Annotated in this window: 11 protein-coding genes and 1 tRNA gene; 8 read left to right on the top strand and 4 right to left on the bottom strand. The window is 59.4% G+C overall.

The window, feature by feature from the left end; all coding sequences use genetic code 11:
* The first annotated feature begins 220 nt into the window (after window positions 1-220).
* From acpS to ACEXKH_RS08445, 8 genes are all read left to right on the top strand, one after another.
* Window positions 221-760, top strand: coding sequence for a holo-ACP synthase (gene acpS / locus ACEXKH_RS08480; RefSeq protein WP_373573780.1), 540 nt, complete (start codon window positions 221-223; stop codon window positions 758-760).
* A complete protein-coding gene (locus ACEXKH_RS08475; RefSeq protein WP_373573779.1) occupies window positions 761-2,377 on the top strand; it encodes an NAD(P)H-hydrate dehydratase in 1,617 nt (538 codons plus the stop codon).
* 2 nt (window positions 2,378-2,379) lie between these two features.
* Window positions 2,380-3,525, top strand: a complete 1,146-nt coding sequence (gene alr, locus ACEXKH_RS08470) for an alanine racemase (protein ID WP_373573778.1) — start codon at window positions 2,380-2,382, stop codon at window positions 3,523-3,525.
* An 8-nt stretch (window positions 3,526-3,533) separates the two neighbouring features.
* Window positions 3,534-4,154, top strand: a complete 621-nt coding sequence (locus ACEXKH_RS08465; RefSeq protein WP_117800997.1) for a uracil-DNA glycosylase — start codon at window positions 3,534-3,536, stop codon at window positions 4,152-4,154.
* A 12-nt stretch (window positions 4,155-4,166) separates the two neighbouring features.
* The gene (gene tsaE, locus ACEXKH_RS08460) at window positions 4,167-4,673 is read left to right on the top strand and encodes a tRNA (adenosine(37)-N6)-threonylcarbamoyltransferase complex ATPase subunit type 1 TsaE (protein ID WP_368158747.1); all 507 of its coding nucleotides are present in this window, start codon (window positions 4,167-4,169) and stop codon (window positions 4,671-4,673) included.
* Window positions 4,660-7,044, top strand: coding sequence for a tRNA (adenosine(37)-N6)-threonylcarbamoyltransferase complex transferase subunit TsaD (tsaD, locus tag ACEXKH_RS08455; protein ID WP_373573777.1), 2,385 nt, complete (start codon window positions 4,660-4,662; stop codon window positions 7,042-7,044). Before tsaE ends, tsaD begins: the two co-directional genes overlap by 14 nt.
* Window positions 7,045-7,853: 809 nt before the next feature.
* Window positions 7,854-9,743 (top strand): carbon starvation CstA family protein, encoded by a 1,890-nt coding sequence (locus ACEXKH_RS08450; protein ID WP_373573776.1) that lies wholly within the window; start codon window positions 7,854-7,856, stop codon window positions 9,741-9,743.
* Window positions 9,744-9,922: 179 nt separating this feature from the next.
* Window positions 9,923-12,082 (top strand): hypothetical protein, encoded by a 2,160-nt coding sequence (locus ACEXKH_RS08445; RefSeq protein WP_373573775.1) that lies wholly within the window; start codon window positions 9,923-9,925, stop codon window positions 12,080-12,082.
* A gap of 367 nt (window positions 12,083-12,449) precedes the next feature.
* On the opposite strand, the gene ACEXKH_RS08440 is transcribed toward ACEXKH_RS08445, so the two are convergent.
* From ACEXKH_RS08440 to ACEXKH_RS08425, 4 genes are all read right to left on the bottom strand, one after another.
* Window positions 12,450-12,524: transfer RNA gene (locus tag ACEXKH_RS08440), tRNA-Gln, on the bottom strand.
* A 37-nt stretch (window positions 12,525-12,561) separates the two neighbouring features.
* Window positions 12,562-13,467, bottom strand: coding sequence for a peptidoglycan-binding domain-containing protein (locus ACEXKH_RS08435; RefSeq protein WP_373573774.1), 906 nt, complete (start codon window positions 13,465-13,467; stop codon window positions 12,562-12,564).
* Window positions 13,468-13,605: 138 nt separating this feature from the next.
* Window positions 13,606-14,619 carry a polyprenyl synthetase family protein gene (locus tag ACEXKH_RS08430; protein WP_373573773.1) on the bottom strand — a complete coding sequence of 338 codons (1,014 nt, stop codon included), beginning with the start codon at window positions 14,617-14,619 and terminating at the stop codon, window positions 13,606-13,608.
* Between the two features lie 125 nt (window positions 14,620-14,744).
* A complete protein-coding gene (locus ACEXKH_RS08425) occupies window positions 14,745-17,195 on the bottom strand; it encodes a PTS transporter subunit EIIC (protein ID WP_373573772.1) in 2,451 nt (816 codons plus the stop codon).
* Window positions 17,196-17,212 lie beyond the last annotated feature (17 nt).

The raw sequence follows: 17,212 nt of genomic DNA, 5'->3' as shown, positions 1-17,212 counted from the left end.
CGAGAGTACTGCGGGGTCAGCCCGTGGGAGGCCAGGGCGCCGCTGACCGGTGGACGGCACCGAGCCGTCGCAACGGACTGAAGAAGGGGGAGGCCTCGCGGCCTCCCCCTTTTATGTTTAAAGCCAGATCTAACAAACTCGCTGTGTTTTATGACCCTCGTTTGTCGCATCTTCCGTTAACGGGCTACAATAACTTAGTCTGTGCAATATGGAGGTGAACATGGCTGAAGCTGGTATCGGCGTTGATATCGTCGAGATTTCCCGCATGAAATCAATCCTTGAAAAGACGCCGTCGTTTGCTCGGCGTGTGTTTACCGAAGAAGAGTGCGCATATTGCGACGCTTCATCGCGTCCTGCAGCGCACTATGCGAGCCGTTTTGCTTCTCGTGAGGCGGTTCTCAAGGCTCTTGGTACGGGTTTTAGTCAGGGCGTCGGCCGCAAAGACGTCTCGGTAACGCGCGATAAGCTTGGAAAGCCTAAAGCTGTGCTTTCGGGTCGAGCGCTCGAGATTGCTCAAGAGTTGGGTGTCGTTGAAGTTGCGCTTTCCATTACCTTGACGGGTGATTTGGCCGTAGCCAATGCCATTGCGATCACCGAGAATGCTCGACCTAAGCCTAAGGAAGAAAAGGTGAGCACCAAGGAACGCGTTGCACAAACTTATAAAGAGGCTCGCTCGGTTTTAGATGAGCTTGAGCAACTGCAAAATTCAGCTTTGACGGAGCACCAGGGCGATGCTTCGCAAGATACGCTAGGAGCATAGATGAAACCGGTTTTGAGTACCGAGGAAGTCGTTCGCCTCGAGGATATTATCGAACGCGAAGGAACTTCGAAGGCCGAACTTATGGAACTGGCGGGTGAGTTTGCTGCTCGTGAAATTCTAAAGCTCAATCCCGATCGCGTCCTGGTTCTGGTCGGTTTTGGCAACAACGGTGGCGACGGTTGGGTCGCGGCTGATATTTTGAGTCATAAGGGCGTTGACGTGGATATCGTGTCTCCGGTTGAGCCGGATGAGATTCCTGCCGCTCTGGCTCGCCATGTTGCCCGCCGCACCGCCGGTCGTGACGTGCATGTGTGTGTCGGTCCCTCGCGCGATGAGCTTGAGGTTTTGATCGATAAGGCCGACGTTGTTGTTGACGCTATTTTTGGTACCGGTTTCCACGGTGACTTGCGTGCACCGTTCTCCATCTGGATTCCGACAGTTAACGACTGCGCCGACCATGTGGTGTCCATCGATGTTCCTTCCGGTCTGAATGCCGAAACCGGTGTTGTCGACGACGACTGCATCCGTGCCGAGCGCACGGTCACGATGATCACGCCCAAGATTGGCCTCTACAGCGCTGATGGCCCAGAGTACGCCGGCGATCTGGTGTGCGGTGGCCTCTATGATCGCCTTGATGAGGTCATCGATGATGTCGACCATGCCGCCGAGATAGTCGAGCCTGGTGACCTGGTGGATTTCTTTGCTCCGCTGCCCACGAATATCGATAAGTATTCTCGCGGTTCCGTCCTTATTGTTGCCGGCTCGGCGCAGTATCCTGGCGCTGCCATTATGGCCGCCAAGTCTGCTGCCCGCGCGGGTGCCGGCTATGTGGCTGTCGCGACGCCTGATGCGTGTGCCAATCTTATTCGTATGGCACTTCCCTCGATTCCGGTTTTTGCCATTCCGTCTGATTCCCGCGGCTCTTTTGGTGCCGCTGCTCGTATGACCGTGTGCGAGATTGCAAAGAAGTACAGCTGCGTACTGTGCGGTCCCGGCATGACGACGTCTGCCGGCGCCATGCAGGTGGTTTCGGGCTTGTTGGAGCTTGATGTGCCGCTGATCCTTGATGCCGATGCGCTCAACTGCCTTTCTAAGATTGCTATTGACGGTATCGATAGCAACCCTGAGATGTATCGCCGTGAGCAGCCACTCGTCATGACGCCGCACTATCGCGAGCTTTCGCGCTTGGTTGCCGGTGACGAGGTTAACGATCTGGGGACTGCAATCGCGGCCGCGCAGAAGGTTGTCTGGGCTGCCGGCTCCGACAATCTCGTGGTTATTGCCAAGGGGCCGACGACGGCTATCTGTGGCGTTGAGCGCGTGCTTTTGCCGCTCTCGGGTCCGGCGTCGTTGGCGACTGCCGGTTCGGGCGATGTTCTTGCGGGCATTTTGGCTGGCACACTGGCTACCATGCGTGATGAGATGGATCGCTGGGAGCTGCTGTATTCGTATGCCGTTGCGCTTCACAGTTACGCGGGTTTTGCCGCGGCGACGGAGTACGGTGAGAAGAGTGTTATTGCGACCGATCTGATCGACTTGATCGGTCCTGCCATGGAATTGGCGGCAAAGGATGCACTCGATAATCTGGGAATCATGGACGAAGGGTCGGATGACTAATCATGAATAAAGCCGATTTGACGCGCTGGTCCTGGGTTGAGATTGACCGAGGGGCGCTTCGCCGCAACACGAGGGCTTACAAGAACCTGCTCGATCCACGTCAGCGACTGTGCTGCGTGGTCAAGGCCGATGCCTATGGCCATGGTGCCGTCGAGTGCGCCAAAATCATGTATTCGGCCGGTGCCGACATGTTTGCCGTGGCGACGGTTAGTGAAGGCGTTGAGCTTCGACAGGGCGGGATCACGAAACCCATCCTGATCCTGAGCGAGCCGCCTATCGAGGCCATTCCGACGTTGCTCGAGTTCGATATCATGCCTTCGGTCTATACGTCCGATTTCGCCCTTGCCTATGGCGAGTGTGCTGTCGCGGCAGGCAAGGTGGGCAAGTACCATCTAGCCATCGAGACGGGCATGAACCGCATCGGTGTTCACTACACGCAGGTGCTCGACTTTGTTCGTGGTATTAGCTTCCATCGCGGTATCCAGTGCGATGGCGTCTTTACGCACTTCGCAACGGCCGATGAACCTTCGGGTTGGGACTACAAGCTGCAGTGCCAACGCTTTACCGAGGCCGTTCAAGCCATTAAGGACGCGGGTTTTGAGTGCGGTATCGTGCACTGTGCCAACACGCCGTCCTCGATGCTCGATCCCTCTATGCATTTTGATATGATTCGCGCCGGCGTTGGTTTGTATGGCATGCAACCGTGCGAGCTGAGCAGCCGTGTGATGCAGCTGGACCCCGTCATGAGCGTTCATGCGCGCGTGACGCGTGTGGCACATCCTGCAATGGGCGAAGGCGTGGGCTATGGATTTACCTATCGCGTGCCGCGCACACGCGTTCAGATTTGCACGCTGCCGATTGGATATGCCGACGGTCTTTCGCGTACGCTCTCCAATCGCATGGACGTGCTGTATCGCGGTGAACGTGTGCGTCAGGTGGGTAACATCTGCATGGACCAGTTTATGGTCGCCATCCAGTCCAATCCGGCGCATGAGATTCCCGAGGCCGAGCATGGCGACGAGATGATCATTATCGGCCGCGATGGTGATGCCGAGATCACCATGGACGAGATGGCTCGCCTGCGCGGCACGATTAACTACGAGGTTGCTTGCGGCTTTGGCATGCGTCTCGACAAGGTCTACGTGTAGGAGCCACTATGGGTGTCATGCACATCCCCGGACATAGTCACCAAGCGCCGCGCGAGGTTGCACTCGAGGAGATTGAGGCTGTTTTAGGCGACTGCCATCTCTGCCAGCTCTATCAGTCGCGCCATAACATCGTGTTTGGTGTGGGAAACCCCCACGCCCGCGTCATGTTTATCGGTGAGGCGCCGGGGCGTAACGAGGATCTGCAAGGCGAACCGTTTGTGGGGGCGGCGGGCGAGGATCTCAACGGCATTCTGTCGCTGGCTGGCCTCAAGCGCGAAGACGTCTACATTGCCAACGTGCTCAAGTGTCGCCCACCGGGAAATCGCAATCCTCGGCCCGAGGAAGTGCTGGCCTGTTCACCGTTTTTGCGTGAGCAGATTCGAAGCATTTGGCCCGATATCATCGTGACGCTCGGTAACCCCGCGACGCACTTTGTGCTTAAGACCGAGATCGGCATCACCAAGCTGCGCGGCAGGTTCCATCAAATGGGGCATTTTGTGGTGATGCCCACGTTCCATCCGGCGGCGGCGCTGCGTAATCCGGCGTGGCAGGAGCTGCTGGAGGAAGACTTTAAGATGCTGGGCGACTATCTGGAGCGGCATCCCGCGCCAGAGGGTGCCTCGGAATAATAAGGAGCATATATGTCCCTGGAGCGCCTGGGGGTAGGTATTTATAAAACGGCTTGCTCTGCCGATACAGAGCATTTTGGCGAGCTGGTTGCGCCGTGCCTGGAAGATGGTGATGTGCTGATCTTGACCGGTGGTCTCGGGGTGGGCAAAACCCACTTTACCAAGGGCGTTTCGCGTGGTCTGGGAGACGGCCATATGGTCACGAGCCCCACATTTGCACTCATGGCTGTTCATGACCAGGGGCGTATTCCGCTGTTCCACTTTGACCTGTACCGTCTGGAGCATGCTTACGAGCTCGAGGATACGGGCATTTTCGATGTACTGGGCTATGAGGGTGCCTGTCTGTTGGAGTGGGGCGAACAGTTCCAGGACGAACTGACGGACGAGTATCTTTCGGTAACGCTTAAGCGTGATGAGAACGATAGCGACGTGCGAACGATAACGCTCGAGGCACACGGCGGGCGCGCAGCGGAGCTTTCCGATTTGATTGATAAGGCTGTACGAGATGAGCTTGCATAACGATTACGCGCTGGTGGTGGCGCTCGATACTTCGACCGATATGCTTGCCTGCGCGGCAAGCTGGATTGATGGACAGACGGGCGAGGCGAAGCTGGTGAGTGGCGACCATATGTGTCGTCGCCATGCCAATGTGGAGCTCGTGAATACCGTCGACAGCGTGCTTGCTCGGGCTGGCATGGACCGTGCTGACGTGGGCAGTTACGTCGTCGGTCGCGGCCCGGGTTCGTTTACCGGCGTGCGTATCGGCATTTCCACCGCCAAGGGCTTGGCGCGCGGTGCCAACGTGCCGCTGTTGGGTGTGTCGACGCTCGATGCCTGCGCATGGACCGCGTGGAAGGCCGGCGTGCGTGGCAAGCTCGGCATTCTGGCCGATGCCATGCGCGGCGAGGTGTATCCGGCTTTGTATGTGCTGGGCGACGAGGGCCCCGAGCGTCAGTTTGAGCGCGAGCACGTGGTCAAGGCTGCCGTAGCGCTTGATGAGTGGCGCCAAGCCGCGGACTGGGACCAGGTTCAGCTGACTGGCGACGGTCTCGTGCGCTATGGCAAGCTGCTGGGCGAGGATGAGGCCGCTCGCTGCGTAGAGCGCGGCTTGTGGTGGCCTTCGGGCGAGGGCCTCCTCCTTGCGCATGCCGCGAGTGACGGCGATCCGGCCCGCGTCCTACCGATCTATACGCGCCTTTCTGATGCCGAGGAAAACGAGCGCAAACGCCTCGGTCTAGCCGAGAGCGCGCAGAGCGAAATTACGGGCGTCGCCGATGAGCTCGCCGGTCGCCATCTGCAATTTCGCCCCATGGGTGCGGCGGACGCCGAGGGCGCAAGTGCGCTGGAGGCCGCCTGCTTTGAGGGCGCTGGGCACGAGGCGTGGACGCCGGGCATGTTCCTGTCCGAACTGGGCGAGAATGTTGCGGCGCCGCGCAGCTGGTGGGTGGCGCACGACGACGGTCAGCTGCTGGGCCTTGCCGGCGGCATGGTCGTAGACGGTGACGTGCAGATTCTGGATGTTGCCGTCGACCCGAAGCATCGCCGCGAGGGTATTGCCCGCAAGCTGCTGTCGCACGTGAGCTACGATGCCCAGATGCTCGGCTGCACCACGGCTTCGCTCGAGGTCGAGGACGGCAATGAGGGCGCTATTGCGCTCTATGCCTCTCTGGGCTTTACCGAGGCGGGCCGCCGCCGCGGTTACTACGGTGCTGGCAAAGATGCCATCGTCATGACGGCGCCGCTGCCCTTGGTGCTCCCGGTCGACAATGCTTCGCCCGAGCCGACGGCGGCTGAGCAGCGTGTATGGCCGCTACCTGCACCCGAGCGCACCGTCGAGGAACGCGCCGAAATTGAGCGCCGTCGCCTGGTGCTTGCCATCGAGAGTTCGTGCGATGAGACAGCTGTGGCGATTATCGATGCGAACGGTAATATGCTGGCCAATCAGGTTTCGACGCAGATCGATTTTCATGCCCGTTTTGGCGGCGTAGTGCCCGAGATCGCTTCGCGCAAGCACGTTGAGGTTATCGTGAGCGTCGTGGACGCGGCGCTCGAGGATGCCGCGGCATCGCTTGGTCTTGAGGGCGGAGCCATCGCGCCGAGCGAACTCGCCGCTGTTGGCGTGACACAGGGTCCGGGCCTGGTGGGCGCTCTGGTGGTGGGCGTCGCCTTCGCCAAGGGCTTTGCCTACGCTGCCGGCAAGCCGCTCGTGTGCGTCAATCACCTTGAGGGCCATCTGTTTGCCAACCTGCTGGCGCAGCCCGATCTCAAGCCGCCGTTTATCTTCACGCTCGTCTCGGGCGGTCATACCATGCTTGTTCACGTCAAGGCGTGGGGCGACTACGAGGTGCTCGGCGAGACGCTCGACGACGCCGTGGGTGAGGCCTTCGACAAGGTGGCTAAGGCGCTGGGCCTGGGCTATCCCGGCGGCCCCATCATTTCCAAACTGGCCGAGACGGGCAATCCCCGCGCGATTGACTTCCCCCGTGCGCTCAATAGTAGGGGAGACTATCGATTCTCGCTTTCGGGCCTTAAGACGGCCGTGACGCTCTACATTGAGCAGGAGACCAAAGCCGGGCGTACGATTCATCTGCCCGACCTGGCTGCTTCGTTTGAGGCCGCGGTCTTTGACGTTCAGTACAAGAAGGCCAAGAACGCGCTGCATGCCACCGGATGCAAGGAATACTGCATCGGCGGCGGCGTCTCGGCCAACCCGCATCTGCGCGAGATGATGATCAAGAAGCTCGGGCGCCAGGGCATCCGCGTGACGGTGCCGCCTTTCTCGGCATGCACCGACAACGCCGCCATGATCGCGGAGGTCGCCCGCCGTAAATTCGACCGAGGAGAAATCTCGCCGTTCGACGTCGACGCCGATCCGAACATGACGCTGTAGTCGCAAAGGCGCGGTCCCCGGCCGGAGGGGCCGGATATAAGGTTTCCTGCTCTACAGTCCTGCGCAAGACGAAGGCCACATTAAGTGGCCTTCTTTGCGTGCGGAACTCGCGATAAACCTTATATCCGGCCCCTCCGGCCGGGGACCTTCCTGTATCGATATAGCTTCCGAGCTGGTTTGGCGTCGACAACGTCCAGCAAGATTAACAAGCCAGCGTCGAATTTCCGGCATTCTTTAGCTGAAAGAAAAAGTTGGTGTGCGGAGCTTTGCTCCGCATTTGGGATGGGAGCCCCTGAGAGCCGCGAGAGCCGGGCGGCGCATATGAACTTTATCGCGAGTTCCGCACGCAAAGGAAAGCACTTAATGTGCTTTCCGTCTTGCGCAGGACTGTAGAGCAGGAAAGTTCATATGCGCCGCCCGGCTCCCGCCGCTCTCGGGGGCATCTCTCATGCAAAAACTTTTGTTGGGTAAAGTCCGAGGTCAGTGGCGTTTTATACCGAGAAATTCAAAAAAAGTTGAAAATTCATTACATATTTGCGTTGACTTTAGGTAACTAAAGTTTCATACTCCTTTTCAACCACTGGGGGATGTGAACACGCACGGATCGTTCACATCATGATTGAAGAGGATTTCTCAGACATGTTCACGCATCAGCTAAACATTATCAGCGTAGTAATTATCTGATGCGGGTTAGCACATACAGCTAGCCCGTACGATAACGGGCGGCTGATGAAGATGAGGGCCGTCGAGCGCAACCGACGGCCCTCATTTTTTATGTCTGAGTAGTTCTTTTTAGAGGAGGAAATGTAATGAACGGAGTTTTGCTCATGGTTGTGGCCGCGGCGGTGCTCGCCTGCGGCTATCTGGGCTATGGCCGATGGCTGGCCAACAAGTGGGGCGTTGACAAAGAGGCCCTCACGCCGGCCAAGCGTATGAAGGACGGCAACAGCTTCTCGCCCGTCTCCGCCTTCACCGCGTTCTCGCACCAGTTCAGCTCGATCTGCGGTGCCGGCCCTGTCACGGGTACGATCGTCGCCATGGCCTTTGGCTGGCTGCCCGTCGTGCTCTGGGTCCTCGTCGGCGGCATCTTCTTTGGCGCCGTCCACGACTTTGGTGCCCTGTACGCTTCGATGAAGAACAACGGCAAGTCGCTCGCTCAGCTCATCGAGAAGTACATCGGCAAGACCGGCCGTCGCCTGTTCCTGCTGTTCTGCTGGCTGTTCTGCATCATCGTCATCGCCGCCTTCACCGACATGGTCTGCAAGACGTTCATGTTCACCCCGGCCGTTGACGCTTCTGGCGCTGCTACCGGTGCCGTCGACTTCACCAAGTCCTATGCCGCCGGCTGCGCTGGTACCATCTCCATCCTGTTCACTTTCGTCGCTATCGCCTTTGGTTGGGCCCAGAAGAAGTTCAACCTCACCGGCGCTGCCGAGTTCGTCACCGGCGTGGTCCTCATGGTACTCATGTTCGCCGTCGGTATGCAGTTCCCGGTCTACCTGGATAAGTTCCAGTGGTTCGCCGTCGTCATGGTCTACCTGGTCTTCGCTGGCGCTATGCCCATCCAGATGCTCAAGACCCCGCGTGACTACCTCACTTCCATCATGATGATCGTCATGATCGTCTGCGCTGTCCTCGGCATCGTCGTCCTGGGCGTCAACGGTCAGGCCACTATCACCGCTCCGGTCTTTACCGGCTTCTCCACTGCCTCCGGCATGATGTTCCCGGTCCTGTTTGTCTCCGTTGCTTGCGGTGCTCTCTCCGGTTTCCACAGCCTCGTTTCTTCCGGTACCTCCTCTAAGCAGGTCGAGAAGGAGCAGGACGCCGTCAAGGTCGGTTACGGCGCCATGATCGTCGAGTCCTTCGTCGGCATCCTTGCCATCATCGTCGCCGGCATCATGTTCTCCGATATGAATACCGCCGGTACTGGCGCCCTCAACGCCGGTGTCGCTTCCACCCCGTTCCAGATTTTCGCCGCTGGCATCTCCCGCGGTATGCAGGCCTTCGGTGTTGACGGCACGCTCGCTACTGTCTTCATGACCATGAACGTCTCCGCTCTGGCCCTGACCTCGCTCGACGCCGTCGCCCGCATCGCCCGCACTTCGTTCTCTGAGTTCTTTGCCCAGACCAACGACGCCCTGGCCATCGAGTCCAAGGCCGGCTACATGAAGGTCCTCGGCAACCCCTGGTTCGCCACGGTTGTCACGCTGCTTCCTGGTCTCGCCCTCGCTTTTGGTGGCTATGCCAACATCTGGCCGCTCTTTGGTGCTTCCAACCAGCTGCTCGGCGGTATGACCATGATCACCCTCGCCGTGTTCTGCAAGTGCACCGGCCGCAAGGGTTGGATGCTCTACGTGCCCGTCGTCTTCCTGCTCTGCTGCACCTTTACCTCGCTGGTACAGAGCGCCATGGGCTGCATGACCGCTGTCCAGCAGTTTGGCTTCTTCGGTACCATCCCGGCTACCGCCACCACGGCTGCCGTCTCCGTCGCCGCCACCAAGGGCCTGCAGCTCGTCTTTGCCGTCCTGCTGATGGTCCTGGGCCTCATCGTTGCCGTCAACTGCCTCAAGGAGTTCTTCGGCAAGGAGGCCGGCTCCATGCCCGACGAGGAGCCCGAGTGGTCCGAGATGGGCAAGGCCGAGTATGGTCGCGCTGCTGCCGCCGAGGCTCCTGCCGACGCTGAGGCCGCCAAGGCTTAGCCGATCGGACGGATTGGATCTTCCATCTCTATGACTCGGAAAGGCCGGGTCCGCAGAACGCGGGCCCGGCCTTTTTTGTAAAGACGGGTGATGTCGGGGTGTTCTCGCAGATGTTTTGCGTGGATGGCGGCGCGCGTTGTACCATATGGACGTATATGTGTGCATATGAAAGGGGCCCCGTGGCCAAGACGGTATATTCCGATAACCAACAAAATGTCGATGCTCTGGCTGAGCGTCTGAGCGGACAAACGTCGCTTTCTGCCGAGCGGGCCAAGCTGGTTGCCTACGACCTGCTCTGCCGCAAGGCACTCAAGATCAAGTCGAGCGCGCTGGCACAGATTTTCCGCTCCGTGGATAAGGAGTGCGATACCAAGGCGATGCGCGATGAGCTTATCGCGGCAAAGATCGTGACCAAGATCGAGGGCAGCGGCATTAACGGCCGCCCGGCGTTCTATACCATCAATGCCGAGATTCATGATGCCCAGGAACAACCTGTCGAGGATTCCGCTGAGGTGCCTGCTGCGGAAGCAGATGCCCCGCGTGAGCATATCGATACTGACGAGTTGCTCGATGAGCATGTCGTGCGTGCCTTTACCGCCAAGGCGGGTCGAGGCGGTTTTGGCGGAGGCGGAAAGCGTGATGCTCAGCGCCGCGCCCAACAAGAACGCTTCCGTCGTGCTGTGGCTCAAAAGGATGGGGCCGTTACCGAGGTTGTTGAGAACGAGCCTGTCGCCGAGCCGCAGAAGCCCGCGAAGGAGCAAAAGCCCGTGGAGGCCCAAGAGCCCAAGCGTCGTCGCGGTGCGCATTTTAAGGCTGCACAGCAGGACGTTGTGCGCGATGCCGAAGAGGCTGCCGAGGTTGCGGACGATTCCGAGAAGCCGGCCAAGAAGGCCTCAGACTCGTGTCGTCCCGGTCGCGGCTTCGCAGGTCGCGCGTACCCTGTAAAGCGTCAGGAGAAGGTCAATCAGGTTCCGGAGGCGCGGGCCGAGAAGGTCGTGAAGCCTGCCGAGCCGGAAGTCCGTGAACAGAAGCCTGTTGATGAGCAGACTGCTTCCGATACGGAGACTCAGGGCCAGCAACCTGCGGCTGAACAGACGGGGGAGGGTACTTCGAGCAGGCCTCGCCGCCGTCGTCATCGTGGCGGTCGCAGCTCTAACGCTCAGGATGCCGCCGAGAATGTAGCGCCGCGCGACGAAGATGCGAAGGTGGATGCTCCGATGAGGCAGCCCAAGCGTCAGCCGGCGAAGGAGGGCAAGCCCGAGCGTTCGCAGAAGCAGACGTCTACTTCGAAACGTGAGTGCAATGCCCAAGGAGATTCTAGGCGCAAGTCTCAGAAGAAGCCCGAGTTTGCCGCAGCAGATACGGCTGCCCAGCAGACTGAGTCGACTACCCATGGCGAGGTTTCGGCGTTTGCCCTGGCCCGCGTTCTGGGCAGGCAGCTGCTCAAGGTTGTCCCCACGCCCACGGCGCTCTCCAAAATTAAGGAGCAGCAGACCCAGATTGTAAGGGTTGAAGGCAAGGACGGTAAAAAGACGCCGCAGCGCGCTCAGCACAACGAGATGTCCAATCGCAAGATTGCCGAGGAAATCGCGATCATTCAGGCTTGGGTCGAGCAAAACCGCGGTGCCGATACGCCGGTTGCCTCGCGCCGCCAGCGCGCCTACCAGATCTTCAATGACGAAAAAGCTTTTGACGGCAAGCATGGCGAGCGCCTGATCAGGCGTATGACCGAAAAGGGCATCAGCATGCAGGCGATCAAGGTCGCCCCCAACCGTCCGGTGCACTTTACGGGCTTCTTTACGCTGGGCGCCGACAAGCCGTTCATTATGGTCGAGAACCTGGATACCTACGACGAAATCGTCAAGCTTCTGCGCGGACGTAAACATGCCAAGCTCTTTGGTACCAAGGTGGGCGGCGTAATCTTTGGCGGCGGCTGCAAGGCGAGCGTCTCGCACGCACTGGATGATTATCTGGCCGAGATCGGCTATCGCTTTAGCTATGTCTACTACGTGGGCGATATCGATCGAGAGGGTGCACGCATCGTCGAGCAGGCCCGCAACGCCAACGTTGTTGAGATTCGCCTGCATGCCGGCATGTATCGCGCCATGCTTACCGAGCATAAGCGTCGCGTGAAGGCCGGTGGCGAGTGCGAGCCCGCGGCTGCCAACCAGGGCGTGCCGCAGAATCTGGCGGCGACGATTAAGGATCTGCCCATGGTTACGCGCGTGCAGTTCCGCAACGTGCTGCGCGAGGGCGGACGAATTCCGCAGGAGATTCTGATGACCGCCGACTATCGGGATGGCGACTCGGGAAGCTTCGACCGCATGCTGAACAATTAAATTCCGCCGGTCCCGGGAGAGCGGGGACACCGGCTTAGGTTTCCTGCTCTACAGTCCTGCTCACGACGGAGGCCACATTAAGTGGCCTCCTGTTCGTGCGGAACTCGCGATAAACCTAAGCCGGTGTCCCCGCTCTCCCGGGACCTATGGTCACTTGGTTGTTGCATGCGGCTCGCTTTTCGGAACTGGGCTGATATTTTCTAGATGTAAGGCGCTCTTGGTCCTAATGGGCTTGGGGCGCCTGTCTTTTGAAGGTGGATTTTCCCGTGCTGGACGAGAAGTTGTGTTGCCTTGCGGGTTCGAATCCCTCCGCATGCCCACAAGAAAGCACCCTGGGCCGTTATGGGCTCAGGGCGCTCAGTTTTAATGGCTGGGACGGAGGGATTCGAACCCCCAACAGCCGGCACCAAAAACCGGAGTTCTACCGTTGAACTACGTCCCAGTATGGGTGTTGCCCAAAAGCAACTCGTTTAGTTTACCTAATCTGCGAGGGCATCGCAAACGCCATCGAGCAGGCGTACCGCGAGCGTCTGGGCGTCGCTGGCAGTGAAGGTGCCGTTGTAGCGCGTCATGCCGGTGAGCTCAATGCGGATGCGTGCCGGCTTTTGCTGTGCGGCGACATTGGCGGTGCGGATGCGCTGGGCCAGGTTGTGGCACTCGGCGAGGGCAATCGTGGCGCGCGGCGCTGCATTTGCGGGCAGCTCGTCGCTTGCGATCTCGAGCACCAGGTCAACGTCGGTCGGAACCTCGGAATCGCAAAGCATCATACCGCTGTTGTCGGTCGTCGCCGTGGCGATGTTCCACATGCGCGATGCTACGCTGCGCGCGATAGGGTCCTCGCCGATGACGGCAATCTGGAAACGTTCGAGTACGTTGGCCGCGCGGGCAAAGCCGATGCGCGATTCGGCCTCGGTCACCGAAGGTTTACCCTCCCATACGTGGTGCAGGCGGTTGATGTAGGCGTAGGTATCCTGGAAAGCCATACCGTCGGCAAACAGACCGACGTTTTCCTGGAACTGCTGAAGGGCCGCCTCGGTGTGAGGGCCAAAGTAGCCATCGTCCTCGCCACAGGCAAAGCCCAAAACGTTGAGCGCGCGCTGCAGGGCCTGCACGTCGGCGCCATGGAAATTGGGCATGCGCAGATAGAGCGTGCGGTCGCCCAGCTTATACGAGGCGTCGACCAGGGCGCTCCAGCAGGGGATATCGACGGCACAGCCAGCGGCAAGGCCGCTATCGAGCCTAAAGGTGCCAACAGCCTGTTCGGTGGTGGTGCCAAAGCGCTTGTCGGCAACCTCGGTGTCATCGATTGTATAGCCGAGCTGCAGAAGGCGGGACTGGACGTCCTCGACGGCTGCTCCCTGCATGCCCGTTGTAATAGGTTCCATGAACGAACCCCTTTCGGCGTACCATTCGTACTATTTGAGCGTGTGTCGGATAGACAACGCAAAGGGATGCATAAACATGCACTCAACAGTGTAGCAAGTTGTACCCAAATACGCTGCTGACAGGTTTTATAACCCCCGCTAGTTAAGGCGCTCCACAAAGAAATCTGCCATGGAGAGGAACAGTTCGCGTGCATGCGGGTCGAGCGAAACGTCCTCGATGGCGGCCTTGGCTTTAGCGGTCAGGTCCAGCGCGTAGGCGTGGGCGTAATCGATAGAGCCGGTCTCCTGGAAGATTTCCACGGCGCGCGCGAGCTGCGCGGGGTCCTCGGTGCCCGAGGAGAGGATCGCTTCAATCTCATCGTGATAGCGCTCATCAGACAGGGCGTGCACGGCAACGAGCGTGCGCTTACCCTCGGTGATATCGGTACGGAAGTCCTTGTTGGCGGCCTCTTTGGTACCGATCAAGTTGAGCAGATCATCTTGAATCTGGAAGGCAAGGCCCGTGTGCAGGCCAAAGGCGCGCAGCGCTTCGATTTGCTCATCGCTGCCGCCGCCGATAATGGCTCCGGCGGCAAGCGGCGTGGCTCCGCTGTAAAACGCGGTCTTGTGCGTCGCCATGTCCAGGTAGTCATCAACCGAGATATCAAAGCGCCCGTCACGGACCCAACCCAGGTCGAGTGCCTGACCCTCGATGGTGCGGACGATCATCTCGGTGAGCTCGTGGAGTACGCGCAACTTTACGTCTGCCTCAAGCGTGGGGTCGTCGAGAACCGTCTTGGTGACCATGGTGAGCGCCAGGTCGCCACAATTGATGGCAAGGCCCGTGCCCTCGGTGAGGTGCATGCAGGGCTTGCCGCGGCGCAGCTGTCCGTTGTCGGCGATATCGTCGTGGATGAGCGCGCCCGACTGGAAATGCTCGATAGCTGCCGCGGCGCTGCGGGCGCTCTCAAAGCTGCCGCCCACTGCGGTGGCGGCGAGCATGCAGATGAGCGGGCGGTGGCGCTTGCCGGCATTGGCGGTAAATGCCGAGAGCGGGGTATACAGGTAGCGCTCGATATCGGCAGAGGTCGCCTGTCCGTCAAAGAACGTGGCCAGATAGTCGTTGATCTGGTCAAAGTGCTGGGCTAAAAAGCTGGTAAACGGACTGGACACGGGTTCTCGCATTCTTTCTTAGGTTGCATCGTTGCGGTGTGCAGATACCATATTGCCACATTGGAGTTGCCGGCGCGTCTGTTTTGGCGATTTGGGGAAACGGGACGTGTGCGCGTGCCGGCTGCTTATATAAGCCTAAAGTGCTCGAGCGCCTTGACGACGCCATCTTTGTCGACCGAGTCGGTGATGTAGTCGGCGCGCTTTTTGAGATAGTCCGGCGCATTGCCCATGGCGATACCGACATCGACGGCGTTCATCAGCGAGACGTCATTGCTGGCGTCGCCGATGCCGTATACGGTTCCGTGGTGGGGATCGAGGGCGTCGAGTACAGACTGGATGCCCCCGCGCTTCGTGCATTCGCGGGGCGAGATTTCGGTTACCTCGAGTTCGAGCTCGTTAAAGCACAGCAGCGGCTCAAGTGCCTTATCTTGAGCGATGCGGCTGGCGAGCGATGTAGACATCAAGATCTTGTAGGCACTGTAATGTTGCAGCTGCGTGACTGCGTCGCCCAGGGTGCGCGCGTATCCGGGGGCATCGGGGGCATCGGCACTCATGCGCACGACGCCGTTGAGGCCCTCAAAGCGGATGACCTCGCCCGACTGCTCAAGATAGGGGGCAAGGCGCTGCAGCATGCCGGGCGTCATCGACAGATCGCGAATTGCGCGTCCGTTGATCTCGGCGTAACCGCCCGCAAGACAGACGATGCCGGTCCACGGCAGCTCAAGAAGTTTGGGGTGGATGCAGCTCAGGGTGCGTCCCGTGCAGATAAAGGCCATGTTGCCGTTGGCGACAAACTCGCGGATTGCCTGCGAAACCGCCTCGTTGGGATAGGGGGACAGATCGCGCTCGTCTTCGGGAAGCTCCTGGGCAAGTCTGGGATCTTGCCAGGCGAGCGTACCGTCGATGTCGAAGAAGCAGATATCGCCGTGCTTGTGGGTTGGGCCGGCGGCAGAGGAGGCCGAGGTGGTGGGCGCAAATCCCGGCTCGAGGCCCATGATCTGGTCAAAATGCTCTTTAACGCGGGGAACGGAGATGCCGATAATCACCTGGGCGGTCTTGCCCGTAATGATGAGGCCCTTGGCGCCCACCGCGACAAACGACGCATTATCTGCAACGATGGAAGGGTCTGCGACCTCGACGCGCAGGCGCGTGGCGCAGTTGGTTGCGCCCACGATATTGCCAACGCCACCTAAAAGCTGAATTACCCGCTCAGCGAGGACATGATCTTGATCGGATTGAATACTGACCTCGCCATTGGGAGATTGCTCTTTGGCAAAGCCGCTTCCCGTTAAACGATCGATTGCCGCGCGATTGGAGACATGATCCTCGCGGCCCGGCGTCTTAAGGTCATAGACCAAGATGAGTGCTCGAAAACTAACAAAAAAGATGAGGCTAAAGGCAAGACCGATACCGAGCGCCAAAAGGTAGGAGCCGGCATGCATTCGCATGAGTGGGATGAAGTTGAAGGCCGTCATTTCCATGAGACCGCCCGAGAAGATGCCGACGATGCCAAAGAAGTTCATGGTCATGGCAAGGCAGGAGGATAGGACGGCGTAGAGCAAAAAGAGTCCGGGATAGGTGAACATAAAGAGAAACTCGAGCGGCTCGGTGACGCCGCAGACCACCGAGGCGACGATGGCGGGCAAAAGGATGACCTTAAGGCCGGCGCGGCGTTCGGGTTTGGCGGTGAAATAGAATGCTGCCGCGATGGCGGGAAGGCCAAAGAGCTTGCCCCAGCCGGTGGCGGTAAAACCTGCCCAGGGCGCAAGTTCATTTAAAGGGCGCGTGCTATGGGAGAGAATGGGGAGCAGGTTGGTCCACGTGGCGTAAATACCGTCGTGAATGACCAGATTGTCGTAATAGATGGGCATATAGAGCAGATGGTGCAGCCCCATGGGCTCGAGCGCTCGCTCCAAAAACACAAAGATGCCCACGCCGAAGGGGCCGACGCCCGCAAGTGCGTGGCGCAGCGTTTCGGTCACAGCGTATGCGAAGGGCACGATGGCGGCCGAGATGCCGGCAAGGGCAAACACGGCAAAAAAGCTGATGAGGTAGACCAGCGAGGAACCCGAGAAGGTGCCGAGCCAATCGGGAACCTTGGCATCGTAGAAGTGGTCATGGATGGCGACGACGGTTGCCGACACCGCCAGCGGGCCGATAATGCCGGTGTCGAGCGTCTTGATGCCGTCGATGACGGTGATACCGCTGGCGGGGGTCAAAGATGATGGGTACTTAAGCCCAAGGTTGTCGCCGCTCAGCTTAATGATCTCGCTCAAAAAGAAGCAATAGGCAAAATAGGCCACGAGTGCCTCGAGGCAGCAGCGCGCCGGTTGCTTTTGGGCAAGACCGATAGGCAGCGCTACGGCAAAAAGGAGCGGGAGACGTTTAAAGACCGTCCACGAGCCGCGCTGGATGATGGTCCAGAAAACGTACCAAGGGGTTCCGTATACGGCGAGGTCACCGACGATGTCTACGGTCGTGGCGAGGGCGGAGATGCCGACCATGAGGCCTGATATAGAAAACAGCATGGCGGGCGCGAACATGGCTCCGCCAAAACGTTGGATTTTCTGCAGCATAATATGCCTTCCGGATG

It is taken from the genome of Collinsella aerofaciens ATCC 25986 (assembly GCF_964259375.1).
GTDB classification, from domain to species: Bacteria; Actinomycetota; Coriobacteriia; order Coriobacteriales; family Coriobacteriaceae; genus Collinsella; species Collinsella aerofaciens_BO.
Note: the sequence above shows the minus strand (reverse complement) of the source record. Positions and strands in the feature narration are given on the sequence as shown.

Excerpts from the sequence above, each read along its gene's own strand:
- ACEXKH_RS08450 (WP_373573776.1), top strand. The coding sequence starts at position 7,854 with ATGAACGGAGTTTTGCTCATGGTTGTGGCCGCGGCGGTGCTCGCCTGC.
- tsaE (WP_368158747.1), top strand. The coding sequence starts at position 4,167 with ATGTCCCTGGAGCGCCTGGGGGTAGGTATTTATAAAACGGCTTGCTCT.
- ACEXKH_RS08425 (WP_373573772.1), bottom strand. The coding sequence starts at position 17,195 with ATGCTGCAGAAAATCCAACGTTTTGGCGGAGCCATGTTCGCGCCCGCC.
- tsaD (WP_373573777.1), top strand. The coding sequence starts at position 4,660 with ATGAGCTTGCATAACGATTACGCGCTGGTGGTGGCGCTCGATACTTCG.
- ACEXKH_RS08475 (WP_373573779.1), top strand. The coding sequence starts at position 761 with ATGAAACCGGTTTTGAGTACCGAGGAAGTCGTTCGCCTCGAGGATATT.
- alr (WP_373573778.1), top strand. The coding sequence starts at position 2,380 with ATGAATAAAGCCGATTTGACGCGCTGGTCCTGGGTTGAGATTGACCGA.
- ACEXKH_RS08435 (WP_373573774.1), bottom strand. The coding sequence starts at position 13,467 with ATGGAACCTATTACAACGGGCATGCAGGGAGCAGCCGTCGAGGACGTC.
- acpS (WP_373573780.1), top strand. The coding sequence starts at position 221 with ATGGCTGAAGCTGGTATCGGCGTTGATATCGTCGAGATTTCCCGCATG.
- ACEXKH_RS08465 (WP_117800997.1), top strand. The coding sequence starts at position 3,534 with ATGGGTGTCATGCACATCCCCGGACATAGTCACCAAGCGCCGCGCGAG.